A 12,912-nucleotide genomic window follows, 5' to 3' on the forward strand; every position below is an offset into this window, starting at 1 on the left:
CCGCGGGCTGCTCCTACAGGATCGGTGTCTCGTATAGGATGGTGGGGGCGATCAGTCGGTTTGTTGCATCGCACTGATGAAAGCCGAGACTTCAGCCCGGTTCATCAGTTGAAGTTTCCAACCGATGAACGCTTCAAACAAACGCTGATGCGCGGCAAATCCACTGGCTCCTTCGCGAGTACGGTAGCTGCCGGCCCATTCCAGTAACGCTATCAGCAACTCGTCACTGTCGTCCCGCATCGCTTCTCGCTGGCGAATGTTGTTCACGCAGTCTTCGTCCTCCACGCACAGCCAGATCATCGCTGTTGCTTGCTCCACAAGTTCGCTGAGCATCCAGTCGTAAACACCCTCGATAACCCAGCGCTCTTCGCTCGCCGCCACCCGCGCCATTCCCAATGCTTCGGCACGGGGACGGGCGATGCTGTGTTCGTCGGATACCCAGTGAATCAGGTCGAGATCAGTCCAGGGCACTTGCAAGTGCTCGGCCAGTCGTTTGGCCAGCCAACTCTTGCCCGAGCCAGAGTTGCCGATGATCAGGGTGCGGGAGAGGTTCATGGAGTGCGGGTAATGATTGCTCATGGCAACTCAGGCAAAGTCAGTCAGGCGCTTCGCAAATGTCAGGCGCAACCATCCGCGTCTTCGGCGATCCATCCGCATTGAATTGATAAATATCCTGCGGCTGGCCCTTTTCATTGAAGAACACTTGGCCGATTCCTGCCGAATTCCACAGCCGTTCGCCTGCTTCAGCGTGTTCGGGAATGTGCGGAACAATGCGCATGCGCCGGCGCTTAGTCAGCCAGTTGAGTGGCGAACGGGGCGAGTAGAGCCAACGGTTGAGGCGGTCGAACCATTCGAGCAGGGCAGGCGGGAATTCGTTTTTTATGCCGCTGCTGGTGATCTGCCAAATGCGCGGGCCGGCCTTGCGGTGTCGGATCAATACTTCGTAGACGAAGGAATAATGCACATCACCGGACAGCACCACGTAGTTACCGGGTGTGCGGGAGTGTCGGAAAATGTTCAGGATCACCTGGGCCGCGCCGCGATGGGCCATCCAGTTTTCGGCGTCGACCAGCAGTGGATAACCGCACCAGCTGAACACCCGCTGCACGGTTTCGATCAGTTTGACGCCGAAGATCGGCGCCGGCGAAACGATGATTGCCGAGGGGTGGTCGAGCAAATCCTGTTGCAACTCACTGAGGGCCTCCCAGTCCAGCAGGCCCGACGGCTGCTTGAGATTCATCTCACTGCGCCAGCGCCGGGTGCGAGTGTCGAGCACCACCAGTGCGGGGCGAGTGGGCAGTACGTAATGCCACTTTTGAAAGCTCAGCAGCTCATCGATCAAACTGTCCTGGACGTCGCTGTCGAAGTAATGATCCTGCCCTGTGGTGCTCAATAAACGAGTTTTTTCCAGCAGGTCACCAAACACGTCCGGGTTGTTGCCCCAACCCTGGCACAGCATATAAGCAAGCAGCGCGTTGCCGATGATGCGCTTGGAGAACGGCTGGCCGTAAGCCGTTTCCTCCCATTGCGCGGAAAGATTCCAGTCATCGGTAATATCGTGGTCGTCAAAAATCATCAGGCACGGCAGATGCGCCATCGCCCGCCCGACACCCTCCAGCCCTGCCTTGAACCCAACGATGCGGGTCTGTTCCAGGGCATAACGTTTGCGTTGTTCGGGCGTCAGTGTCGGTGGTTGTGGCGCGATCAGTGTCCAGGACGTTGGCGACCACACCAGCAGGTACATGGCCATGACTTCGGCGAAGGTCACTAGATGGTTGTCGGCGCTGCTGCTGGTGAAAATCGGCTTACGCGCCCCGCCGAAAAATCGTTCACGCAGGGTTTCGTTGCTCTCAAGCGCCGGTAACAAATCCGCACGATGGTAGTAACTGGCTGGGTGTTCGTAGAGTTTGGCGCTGTCGCTGACCACCGCACCGTCGAGATATTCGTCGAACAGCCCCAGGCGCTCGATCAGGGCGTGAATCGCCCGCAACATCGGCCCCGCGACATCATCCGCATACACTTGATCACCGCTCATCATTAATAGCGCGGGGCGCTTGCAAGCATCCGGCTCGGACGCGAGCAACCGGTCGACGCACAGCAAGCCATCGGCCGCCGGATGGTGAGGTTTACGGCAGGAGCCATGCAGCAGCTGATCGATCCCCGAGCGCAACACGAAATTCGGGCAACGCGCTTCGCCATATAGTAGATGAGGTGCCCACTCGGCGATGCCGGACTGAGCGCCATCCGCCTCGGTGATCAGCAGGTCGTACTCGATCAACGTGTCACAGGGCAGGGCGGTGTTCAGTGGCACATCTATTAAATGAACAAAGGCATGAGTGCCGACGGGAATGATCGTGCATTGATCCGCACTGAGGCGGATATCGATGCCTTGCAGGCGCAGCGTCAGCGTCAGCGCACGTGATCCCACCAGCCAGAGCACCAGTCGCGTAGGTTCCAGGCGCCGCAATAGCGGGCCGACGAGGGCGGGGGGCAGCGATTGACGAGCGTTAGTTAGTGGCAAAGACATGGACATCCAGTTCAAGACTCTTGGCGCAGAGGGGCGCGATCATAGCGCAGCTGGTGAAGAGGGCGGGTTTGTCGACGGGTAATGCAAGCAAAGCCAGGGCTGCTCATGAGGCAGAAGTCGGTACTCGGTCTAGGCTACCTGGGCTAGGGGAAAATAATTACAGTAGGTGGTTGACCACCAAATAAAATACTGTATTATTCGCCTCCCGCTAACGAGGAGTTTGAAACTGAGTTAGCGGCAAGTAGCTGAATTTCATGAAGAAAATTTGAAATTTACTGCTTGACAGCAACAGAGGCTGCTGTAGAATGCGCGCCTCGGTTGAGACGAAAGATCTTAACCAATCGCTCTTTAACAACTGAATCAAGCAATTCGTGTGGGTGCTTGTGGAGTCAGACTGATAGTCAACAAGATTATCAGCATCACAAGTTACTCCGCGAGAAATCAAAGATGTAACCAACGATTGCTGAGCCAAGTTTAGGGTTTCTTAAAAACCCAAAGATGTTTGAACTGAAGAGTTTGATCATGGCTCAGATTGAACGCTGGCGGCAGGCCTAACACATGCAAGTCGAGCGGCAGCACGGGTACTTGTACCTGGTGGCGAGCGGCGGACGGGTGAGTAATGCCTAGGAATCTGCCTGGTAGTGGGGGATAACGCTCGGAAACGGACGCTAATACCGCATACGTCCTACGGGAGAAAGCAGGGGACCTTCGGGCCTTGCGCTATCAGATGAGCCTAGGTCGGATTAGCTAGTTGGTGAGGTAATGGCTCACCAAGGCGACGATCCGTAACTGGTCTGAGAGGATGATCAGTCACACTGGAACTGAGACACGGTCCAGACTCCTACGGGAGGCAGCAGTGGGGAATATTGGACAATGGGCGAAAGCCTGATCCAGCCATGCCGCGTGTGTGAAGAAGGTCTTCGGATTGTAAAGCACTTTAAGTTGGGAGGAAGGGCAGTTACCTAATACGTAATTGTTTTGACGTTACCGACAGAATAAGCACCGGCTAACTCTGTGCCAGCAGCCGCGGTAATACAGAGGGTGCAAGCGTTAATCGGAATTACTGGGCGTAAAGCGCGCGTAGGTGGTTCGTTAAGTTGGATGTGAAATCCCCGGGCTCAACCTGGGAACTGCATTCAAAACTGTCGAGCTAGAGTATGGTAGAGGGTGGTGGAATTTCCTGTGTAGCGGTGAAATGCGTAGATATAGGAAGGAACACCAGTGGCGAAGGCGACCACCTGGACTGATACTGACACTGAGGTGCGAAAGCGTGGGGAGCAAACAGGATTAGATACCCTGGTAGTCCACGCCGTAAACGATGTCAACTAGCCGTTGGGAGCCTTGAGCTCTTAGTGGCGCAGCTAACGCATTAAGTTGACCGCCTGGGGAGTACGGCCGCAAGGTTAAAACTCAAATGAATTGACGGGGGCCCGCACAAGCGGTGGAGCATGTGGTTTAATTCGAAGCAACGCGAAGAACCTTACCAGGCCTTGACATCCAATGAACTTTCCAGAGATGGATTGGTGCCTTCGGGAACATTGAGACAGGTGCTGCATGGCTGTCGTCAGCTCGTGTCGTGAGATGTTGGGTTAAGTCCCGTAACGAGCGCAACCCTTGTCCTTAGTTACCAGCACGTAATGGTGGGCACTCTAAGGAGACTGCCGGTGACAAACCGGAGGAAGGTGGGGATGACGTCAAGTCATCATGGCCCTTACGGCCTGGGCTACACACGTGCTACAATGGTCGGTACAGAGGGTTGCCAAGCCGCGAGGTGGAGCTAATCCCATAAAACCGATCGTAGTCCGGATCGCAGTCTGCAACTCGACTGCGTGAAGTCGGAATCGCTAGTAATCGCGAATCAGAATGTCGCGGTGAATACGTTCCCGGGCCTTGTACACACCGCCCGTCACACCATGGGAGTGGGTTGCACCAGAAGTAGCTAGTCTAACCTTCGGGAGGACGGTTACCACGGTGTGATTCATGACTGGGGTGAAGTCGTAACAAGGTAGCCGTAGGGGAACCTGCGGCTGGATCACCTCCTTAATCGACGACATCAGCTGCTCCATAAGTTCCCACACGAATTGCTTGATTCATTGAAGAAGACGATAAGAAGCAGCCTGTATCAGGTTGTAGCTGTGTTGGTTAGAGCGCACCCCATGCTGTGTGGTAAAGAGCAGGGTGAGGTCGGCCTTAGTAGCTCGAAATTGGGTCTGTAGCTCAGTTGGTTAGAGCGCACCCCTGATAAGGGTGAGGTCGGCAGTTCGAATCTGCCCAGACCCACCAATTTTGCTTGTGTGGGAACGCCTGTAGAAATACGGGGCCATAGCTCAGCTGGGAGAGCGCCTGCCTTGCACGCAGGAGGTCAACGGTTCGATCCCGTTTGGCTCCACCACTACTGCTTCTGTTTGTTGAAAGCTTAGAAATGAGCATTCCATCGTGATGATGGTGAATGTTGATTTCTAGTCTTTGGCTAGATCGTTCTTTAAAAATTTGGGTATGTGATAGAAAGATAGACTGAACGTTACTTTCACTGGTAACGGATCAGGCTAAGGTAAAATTTGTGAGTTTAATCGCGAATTTTCGGCGAATGTCGTCTTCACAGTATAACCAGATTGCTTGGGGTTATATGGTCAAGTGAAGAAGCGCATACGGTGGATGCCTTGGCAGTCAGAGGCGATGAAAGACGTGGTAGCCTGCGAAAAGCTTCGGGGAGTCGGCAAACAGACTTTGATCCGGAGATGTCTGAATGGGGGAACCCACCTAACATAAGTTAGGTATCTTAAGCTGAATACATAGGCTTAAGAAGCGAACCAGGGGAACTGAAACATCTAAGTACCCTGAGGAAAAGAAATCAACCGAGATTCCCTTAGTAGTGGCGAGCGAACGGGGACCAGCCCTTAAGTGGCTTTGAGATTAGCGGAACGCTCTGGAAAGTGCGGCCATAGTGGGTGATAGCCCTGTACGCGAAAATCTCTTAGTCATGAAATCGAGTAGGACGGAGCACGAGAAACTTTGTCTGAATATGGGGGGACCATCCTCCAAGGCTAAATACTACTGACTGACCGATAGTGAACTAGTACCGTGAGGGAAAGGCGAAAAGAACCCCGGAGAGGGGAGTGAAATAGATCCTGAAACCGTATGCGTACAAGCAGTGGGAGCCCACTTTGTTGGGTGACTGCGTACCTTTTGTATAATGGGTCAGCGACTTATTTTCAGTGGCGAGCTTAACCGAATAGGGGAGGCGTAGCGAAAGCGAGTCTTAATAGGGCGTCTAGTCGCTGGGAATAGACCCGAAACCGGGCGATCTATCCATGGGCAGGTTGAAGGTTAGGTAACACTGACTGGAGGACCGAACCGACTACCGTTGAAAAGTTAGCGGATGACCTGTGGATCGGAGTGAAAGGCTAATCAAGCTCGGAGATAGCTGGTTCTCCTCGAAAGCTATTTAGGTAGCGCCTCATGTATCACTGTAGGGGGTAGAGCACTGTTTCGGCTAGGGGGTCATCCCGACTTACCAAACCGATGCAAACTCCGAATACCTACAAGTGCCGAGCATGGGAGACACACGGCGGGTGCTAACGTCCGTCGTGAAAAGGGAAACAACCCAGACCGTCAGCTAAGGTCCCAAAGTTATGGTTAAGTGGGAAACGATGTGGGAAGGCTTAGACAGCTAGGAGGTTGGCTTAGAAGCAGCCACCCTTTAAAGAAAGCGTAATAGCTCACTAGTCGAGTCGGCCTGCGCGGAAGATGTAACGGGGCTCAAACCATACACCGAAGCTACGGGTATCACTTAGGTGATGCGGTAGAGGAGCGTTCTGTAAGCCTGTGAAGGTGAGTTGAGAAGCTTGCTGGAGGTATCAGAAGTGCGAATGCTGACATGAGTAACGACAATGGGTGTGAAAAACACCCACGCCGAAAGACCAAGGTTTCCTGCGCAACGTTAATCGACGCAGGGTTAGTCGGTCCCTAAGGCGAGGCTGAAAAGCGTAGTCGATGGAAAACAGGTTAATATTCCTGTACTTCTGGTTATTGCGATGGAGGGACGGAGAAGGCTAGGCCAGCTTGGCGTTGGTTGTCCAAGTTTAAGGTGGTAGGCTGGAATCTTAGGTAAATCCGGGATTCCAAGGCCGAGAGCTGATGACGAGTGTTCTTTTAGAACACGAAGTGGTTGATGCCATGCTTCCAAGAAAAGCTTCTAAGCTTCAGGTAACCAGGAACCGTACCCCAAACCGACACAGGTGGTTGGGTAGAGAATACCAAGGCGCTTGAGAGAACTCGGGTGAAGGAACTAGGCAAAATGGCACCGTAACTTCGGGAGAAGGTGCGCCGGTGAGGGTGAAGGACTTGCTCCGTAAGCCCACGCCGGTCGAAGATACCAGGCCGCTGCGACTGTTTATTAAAAACACAGCACTCTGCAAACACGAAAGTGGACGTATAGGGTGTGACGCCTGCCCGGTGCCGGAAGGTTAATTGATGGGGTTAGCTAACGCGAAGCTCTTGATCGAAGCCCCGGTAAACGGCGGCCGTAACTATAACGGTCCTAAGGTAGCGAAATTCCTTGTCGGGTAAGTTCCGACCTGCACGAATGGCGTAACGATGGCGGCGCTGTCTCCACCCGAGACTCAGTGAAATTGAAATCGCTGTGAAGATGCAGTGTATCCGCGGCTAGACGGAAAGACCCCGTGAACCTTTACTATAGCTTTGCACTGGACTTTGAATTTGCTTGTGTAGGATAGGTGGGAGGCTTTGAAGCGTGGACGCCAGTTCGCGTGGAGCCATCCTTGAAATACCACCCTGGCAACTTTGAGGTTCTAACTCAGGTCCGTTATCCGGATCGAGGACAGTGTATGGTGGGTAGTTTGACTGGGGCGGTCTCCTCCTAAAGAGTAACGGAGGAGTACGAAGGTGCGCTCAGACCGGTCGGAAATCGGTCGTAGAGTATAAAGGCAAAAGCGCGCTTGACTGCGAGACAGACACGTCGAGCAGGTACGAAAGTAGGTCTTAGTGATCCGGTGGTTCTGTATGGAAGGGCCATCGCTCAACGGATAAAAGGTACTCCGGGGATAACAGGCTGATACCGCCCAAGAGTTCATATCGACGGCGGTGTTTGGCACCTCGATGTCGGCTCATCACATCCTGGGGCTGAAGCCGGTCCCAAGGGTATGGCTGTTCGCCATTTAAAGTGGTACGCGAGCTGGGTTTAGAACGTCGTGAGACAGTTCGGTCCCTATCTGCCGTGGACGTTTGAGATTTGAGAGGGGCTGCTCCTAGTACGAGAGGACCGGAGTGGACGAACCTCTGGTGTTCCGGTTGTCACGCCAGTGGCATTGCCGGGTAGCTATGTTCGGAATAGATAACCGCTGAAAGCATCTAAGCGGGAAACTAGCCTCAAGATGAGATCTCACTGGGACCTTGAGTCCCCTGAAGGGCCGTCGAAGACTACGACGTTGATAGGTTGGGTGTGTAAGCGCTGTGAGGCGTTGAGCTAACCAATACTAATTGCCCGTGAGGCTTGACCATATAACACCCAAGCAATTTGCGCTTAAAGAGCCAGATTGCGGTGTGTGAAGACGCAATGAACCGAAAGTTCGAGTAAAACACACAAACTATCGCATACCCAATTTGCTGAAGCGTCGAAAGACGGTTCGGTACCCGAATTTCTTGACGACCATAGAGCATTGGAACCACCTGATCCCATCCCGAACTCAGCAGTGAAACGATGCATCGCCGATGGTAGTGTGGGGTTTCCCCATGTGAGAGTAGGTCATCGTCAAGATTAAATTCCGAAACCCCTATCTGCGTATGCAGGTAGGGGTTTTGTTTTGCCCGCAGGAAAGTTCACAGGACTCGTTCAGGCGTCATGGCGGTGGATTGAAGCTTGAATCATGGCTATATCTTTTTTATCGAATATCGCAATATATAAAACTATATAGCGAAAAAGCTGTGCTTTCGTACAAAAGGAATGATCGATGACAACGGCCCTGAGCGGTAAAGAAGCGGTAGGCGAGCGTTACACGCTGGAAACGATGCGCCATGCACAGCAGATGACCTGGAAGGCCATCGAACAGATTGCCCGGGTTATTTCGCCCGGCATTCGCGAGTCCGAGGCCCAGGCGCGGGGTAAACAGATTCTGTCGGAACTTGGCATGGATCGCATTTGGCACCCACTGCTGATTCGCTTTGGAGCCAATACACTCAAGACGTTCAAACAGCGCTCCGATGGCGATCCTGAACTGGGTGCCGAAGACATTTTCTTCATCGACATGGGCGCGGTCTGGCAAGGGCATGAAGGTGATGCCGGGGCGACTTTCACCACCGGTTCCGACCCGGAAATGATCGCCTGTGCCGCAGCCGCCCAGGAGCTTTTCAATCGAGTCGAAGGCTTTTGGCGTAGCGAGCGGGTTTCCGGCATGGAGCTTTACAGCTATGCGGCCGACCAGGCGCAAGCTATGGGGTGGAAGCTCAACCTGGGCATCAAAGGCCACAGAGTCAGCGATTTCCCTCATGCCATTCACCGTGGTGGTGACCTCGGGGATTTAGACAAATACCCGACGACCGGCCTGTGGATTCTGGAAATCCAGATCGCCCACCCTGAACGTCCTTTCGGCGCGTTCTACGAAGACTTGCTCATCTGATCGAGGAAACTTTATGCCAAACCAAACAGAGCAACCGGTTCTACTGTTTTCCTACGGTACCTTGCAGGATCAGGCGGTTCAGTTGTCCACCTTCGGGCGCACGTTGAATGGTCGTTCCGATAACCTGCCGGGCTACAAGCAGAACCTGGTCGAGATAACCGATCCGGCAGTGTTGGCCGCGAGTGGGAAAACCCATCATCCCATCGTGCAGGAGAGTGCTGACCTGTCGGACGAGATCACCGGCACAGTTTTCCAGATCACGGCTCAGGAGCTGGTTGCGGCCGACGAATACGAGGTGGCGGACTACAAACGCGTCAGGGTGACCCTAAAATCCGGCACCAGCGCCTGGGTCTACGTGCGGGCCTGATTGCTGGAGCCCCCCCCGGTTTCGCTGTAGGCCTTGGGTGTGTTGCCGACCGGAAGACGTCCACCCTCCATATGATCACCCTGAAATCAAGGCAGCGACGGGCTATGCGCTCGTATGACCCCCGCCTCACCATTGGCCACGAGCCAACGAAACAGCTCGGTCACCGACACCGTGTGGCTACGCTCTATCCAGCGTACCAGCGCCGGGCCGTAGTGTTCGGAGTAGCGGGTGAGCACCAGTTGGCGACAGTCCGGTGACAGGCGCAGGGTGATTTCCCGACAGTGCAGATGCAGATTGGCCGGGTCGTCCCGGATCATCCGTTGCTGCAGAAGCAGGCTATTGCTTTCAGAACCCATCGGCCGCTGCTCCTGTGCACTGTGGGGTGGTGTGCTCTGGCGAGCCTTGTTTGCCATCGGCTACGTAAGCGGCACGATGCTCGGCAACCACGTTACGCAGAGCGCTGTAGTAGTCCGGCAGTTTTTGCAGGCTGTCGGTCAGCGGTAAGGCTTCTGCCCGACCGTCGACGATGCCACCGACGGTGTTAATGGTGGACAGCGTGACCACGGTATCGCTGTTGCTGCCGAACGGATCGACCACAAAGCCGAGCACGCGCCCGACGGCGTCGCGGCTGTTGGAAGTGCCGAGCAAAGGCAACTCGACGATCGGGCCGTTGCCAATGCCCCACACGCCGAAGGTCTGGCCAAAGTCCGCGTCGTGACGCGGGATACCGAGCATGCCGGAGACGTCGATCAGGCCCACTACCCCGACTGTAGTGTTGAGCGCGAAACGCCCCAGGGTATTAGCCGAGCGCATCGGGTTGCCTTGCAGCAGGTCATTGATAAAGACCTTCGGCTCGCCAAAGTTCGCGACAAAGTTATGCACTCCGGTCTGGAAAAAGTCCGGCGTGTAGCGGTAGCCGCGCGCGACCGGCGCCAGGGCGTAATCATCAACCACCCGGTTAAACGCGAAGACGCCACGATTGAACGGTTCCGCCGGGTCGTACACCGAATAGGCGATGTCGGCGCAGCTCACGTTAGTGGTAGACGGCGGTTGGCTGCTGCAACCCGCCAACCCTGCGGCCAGCACAGCAATCGAAGTATTACGGGCCAGCCAGGGAGCACACTTGAAAGGCAACATGGATGCAGGTCTCAGGAGGAATTCGCCGAGATACTGAGCCTCATGCCTTGCGCGAAGATGTCTGGTTTATTGCGGTACTGACGTTTTATTGCAGAGTTGAAATATATGACGTGCGGCCATGAATGGTTTTAGATGGCGGCTCCATTCGCCCCCTTAAGTGACTTTCGGTGAACAGCCTTTTAATTGTGGACGACGACCTCGAAGTCCTCGATCTACTGAAAAAATTCTTCGTGCAGCACGGCTATAGCGTCGAGGTCGCCACAGATGGCGCGTCACTATGGGCTGCCATAGAGCGCCAGGCCCCGGACCTGATCATTCTGGACGTGATGTTGCCCGGCGACAGCGGGCTGATCCTGTGTCAGCAACTGCGGATTCGACACGCAATACCGGTGATCATGCTGACCGCCATGGGCGAACTCAGCGACCGGGTGGTCGGCCTGGAGCTGGGCGCCGATGATTATCTGACCAAACCCTTCGACGCCCGTGAACTGCTGGCCCGAGTGCGTGCTGTGCTGCGTCGCGTGGACGAGCGTCGTTCGGTTCCGCAAGAGCGGCCACGGCCTCTGATTGATTTTGCCGACTGGCATCTGGACGTCACCTGCCGTGAACTTCGCTCGCCAGATAACGTGATGATCCCGCTGTCGGCCGGTGAATTCGACTTGCTGCTGGTCTTCGTCGAACACCCCCAGCGCATTCTCACTCGCGAGCAATTGCTGGACCTGGCGCGCGGGCATTGCCATGAGGCGTTCGATCGCAGCGTCGACGTTCAGGTCAGCCGCTTGCGGCGCAAACTCGAGTCCGATACCAAACGCCCGGCGATGATTCGCACCGTGCGCAATGGCGGGTATCTGTTTACACCCAGCGTGACGCGGCGATGAGCTGGCTGAAGCGAATTCGTGCCCGAGACTGGCCGCAAGATACGGTCGCGCGCTGGATCGCGTTGACGATCATCCTGGCCATGCTTATTTCACTGGCGCTCAACGGGCTGTTTATCCAGCTGGCCGGCGTGTGGGCGCGTCCGCCGCTGACCGAAATCGGCCTGCTGGAAAAAGCCGCCGCCATCACCCGCGTCATCGAGGCTGCTCCGGCGCCCCTGCGCCCCTCATTGGCGCAAGCCGCCAACGAGAGTGGCTTCACTATCACTTGGCACCCTGATCGGCACGATCTCAATCTGCCGACAGTGGACGATCCGAAGTCCGACATCGGTTCGAGCATCCTGCAGCCGATGCTCAGAGCCCATGACCGGCGCATCGAAGCCTATGAGCCGGCCGACTGGACGGAACACACCGCGGACGCACATTACGCGCTGCTGATCGAGCTATCGGATTCGTCATGGTTGATGTTCTCCGCGCCCTCGCGCAGTTGGGGGCTCGACGAAGCGCCACGCTACCTGATCGTGATCCTGCTGGTGCTGATCTCCACCGCCCTGGTCGCGCTGATCGCCACCCGGCGCCTCGCCACACCTTTGCAGCACTTCACCGAAGGCGCCCGCCGCTTCGGTGTGGACTTCCGCGCACCGTCGATCAAACCGCTCGGCCCCCACGAAATCCGCCAGGCGATCCTCGCGTTCAACGCCATGCAGGCGCAGCTGCAACACTTCATCCGCGACCGCACGCAAATGCTCGCCGCCATCTCCCACGACCTGCGCGCTCCTCTGACGCGGATGCGCTTGCGTGGCGAATTCATCGAAGACAGCGAGCAACAGCAACGTCTGTTTCGTGACGTGGATGAAATGCAGGCCATGATCAACTCGGCGCTGGAGTTCTTCCGCGACGACGCCCGGCTTGAACCGGCCACCCAATTTGATCTGGCGGAACTGCTGCAAACGTTGCTTGATGATTATCGAGATCAGGGAGTCGACATTACGTTTAGCGGGCCGCTGCGGTGGGTGTATTTCGGGCGTCCGTTAGGGCTTAAGCGGGTGATCACCAACTTGCTTGATAACGCCATCAAGTACGGTAGCAAGCCGGAAATTGAACTGATTCCCGGTGCTGGAGAGGTGCGGATCAACATACTGGACCGTGGGCCGGGTATTCCAGATGCCAGCCTTGAACAAGTGTTCGCACCGTTCTTTCGCATGGAAGGCTCGCGCAACAAAAGTACCGGGGGTGTTGGCTTGGGGTTATCGGCGGCGCGGGCGATTGTGCTGGAACATGGAGGCGAGCTGACCTTGTGTAATCGGTCGAAGGGCGGGTTGGAAGCGTTGGTGGTGTTGCCGGTGCATTAGTCCCGAAAGACTCGCAATA

Annotated in this window: 8 protein-coding genes, 2 tRNA genes and 3 rRNA genes; 9 read left to right on the forward strand and 4 right to left on the reverse strand. The window is 55.6% G+C overall.

All coding sequences use genetic code 11. The features are described 5' to 3' along the window. Nucleotides 1–51 precede the first annotated feature (51 nt). Nucleotides 52–579 (reverse strand): adenylate kinase, encoded by a 528-nt coding sequence (locus tag QMK51_RS05540; RefSeq protein ID WP_258699177.1) that lies wholly within the window; start codon nucleotides 577–579, stop codon nucleotides 52–54. 16 nt (nucleotides 580–595) lie between these two features. Continuing rightward, nucleotides 596–2,533: an alkaline phosphatase D family protein gene (locus tag QMK51_RS05545; RefSeq protein WP_320393374.1), complete on the reverse strand. Its 1,938-nt coding sequence runs from the start codon at nucleotides 2,531–2,533 to the stop codon at nucleotides 596–598. 498 nt (nucleotides 2,534–3,031) lie between these two features. Between QMK51_RS05545 and QMK51_RS05550 the strand changes: the two genes are divergently transcribed. The 7 genes from QMK51_RS05550 (at nucleotide 3,032) to QMK51_RS05580 (ending at nucleotide 9,529) form a co-directional block, all read left to right on the forward strand. Further along, nucleotides 3,032–4,570: ribosomal RNA gene (locus tag QMK51_RS05550) — 16S ribosomal RNA — on the forward strand. A gap of 163 nt (nucleotides 4,571–4,733) precedes the next feature. Beyond that, nucleotides 4,734–4,810, forward strand: a tRNA-Ile gene (locus QMK51_RS05555). A gap of 33 nt (nucleotides 4,811–4,843) precedes the next feature. Continuing rightward, nucleotides 4,844–4,919 (forward strand) — tRNA-Ala (locus tag QMK51_RS05560). Between the two features lie 236 nt (nucleotides 4,920–5,155). Further along, a 23S ribosomal RNA gene (locus QMK51_RS05565) occupies nucleotides 5,156–8,047 on the forward strand. A 140-nt stretch (nucleotides 8,048–8,187) separates the two neighbouring features. Then, nucleotides 8,188–8,303, forward strand: a 5S ribosomal RNA gene (gene rrf, locus QMK51_RS05570). Together the 16S, 23S and 5S rRNA genes with 2 tRNA genes alongside form the textbook arrangement of a ribosomal RNA operon. Nucleotides 8,304–8,496: 193 nt before the next feature. After that, nucleotides 8,497–9,162, forward strand: a complete 666-nt coding sequence (locus tag QMK51_RS05575) for a M24 family metallopeptidase (RefSeq protein ID WP_320393375.1) — start codon at nucleotides 8,497–8,499, stop codon at nucleotides 9,160–9,162. Nucleotides 9,163–9,175: 13 nt separating this feature from the next. After that, nucleotides 9,176–9,529, forward strand: coding sequence for a gamma-glutamylcyclotransferase family protein (locus tag QMK51_RS05580; protein WP_320393376.1), 354 nt, complete (start codon nucleotides 9,176–9,178; stop codon nucleotides 9,527–9,529). Nucleotides 9,530–9,615: 86 nt separating this feature from the next. Here the strand turns inward: QMK51_RS05580 and QMK51_RS05585 are convergent, their stop codons facing one another. Then, nucleotides 9,616–9,885, reverse strand: a complete 270-nt coding sequence (locus tag QMK51_RS05585) for a hypothetical protein (protein ID WP_258699180.1) — start codon at nucleotides 9,883–9,885, stop codon at nucleotides 9,616–9,618. Continuing rightward, on the reverse strand, nucleotides 9,875–10,666 hold the full coding sequence (locus QMK51_RS05590; protein ID WP_320393377.1) for a VacJ family lipoprotein: 792 nt from the start codon (nucleotides 10,664–10,666) through the stop codon (nucleotides 9,875–9,877). The genes QMK51_RS05585 and QMK51_RS05590 overlap by 11 nt, the downstream gene beginning before the upstream one ends. Before the next feature lie 167 nt (nucleotides 10,667–10,833). Between QMK51_RS05590 and QMK51_RS05595 the strand changes: the two genes are divergently transcribed. Next, entirely contained in the window at nucleotides 10,834–11,544 is a 711-nt protein-coding gene (locus QMK51_RS05595; protein ID WP_258699182.1) for a response regulator, read from the forward strand. Further along, on the forward strand, nucleotides 11,541–12,893 hold the full coding sequence (locus tag QMK51_RS05600; protein WP_320393378.1) for an ATP-binding protein: 1,353 nt from the start codon (nucleotides 11,541–11,543) through the stop codon (nucleotides 12,891–12,893). The genes QMK51_RS05595 and QMK51_RS05600 overlap by 4 nt, the downstream gene beginning before the upstream one ends. Nucleotides 12,894–12,912 lie beyond the last annotated feature (19 nt).

Origin of the sequence: Pseudomonas sp. P9_31 (assembly GCF_034008235.1) — a bacterium.
GTDB lineage: Bacteria > Pseudomonadota > Gammaproteobacteria > Pseudomonadales > Pseudomonadaceae > Aquipseudomonas.

What these genes read in the sequence shown, in the direction of transcription:
- QMK51_RS05540 (WP_258699177.1), bottom strand. Translation starts at nt 579, where the DNA reads ATGAGCAATCATTACCCGCACTCCATGAACCTCTCCCGCACCCTGATC.
- QMK51_RS05545 (WP_320393374.1), bottom strand. Translation starts at nt 2,533, where the DNA reads ATGTCCATGTCTTTGCCACTAACTAACGCTCGTCAATCGCTGCCCCCC.
- QMK51_RS05575 (WP_320393375.1), top strand. Translation starts at nt 8,497, where the DNA reads ATGACAACGGCCCTGAGCGGTAAAGAAGCGGTAGGCGAGCGTTACACG.
- QMK51_RS05580 (WP_320393376.1), top strand. Translation starts at nt 9,176, where the DNA reads ATGCCAAACCAAACAGAGCAACCGGTTCTACTGTTTTCCTACGGTACC.
- QMK51_RS05585 (WP_258699180.1), bottom strand. Translation starts at nt 9,885, where the DNA reads ATGGGTTCTGAAAGCAATAGCCTGCTTCTGCAGCAACGGATGATCCGG.
- QMK51_RS05590 (WP_320393377.1), bottom strand. Translation starts at nt 10,666, where the DNA reads ATGTTGCCTTTCAAGTGTGCTCCCTGGCTGGCCCGTAATACTTCGATT.
- QMK51_RS05600 (WP_320393378.1), top strand. Translation starts at nt 11,541, where the DNA reads ATGAGCTGGCTGAAGCGAATTCGTGCCCGAGACTGGCCGCAAGATACG.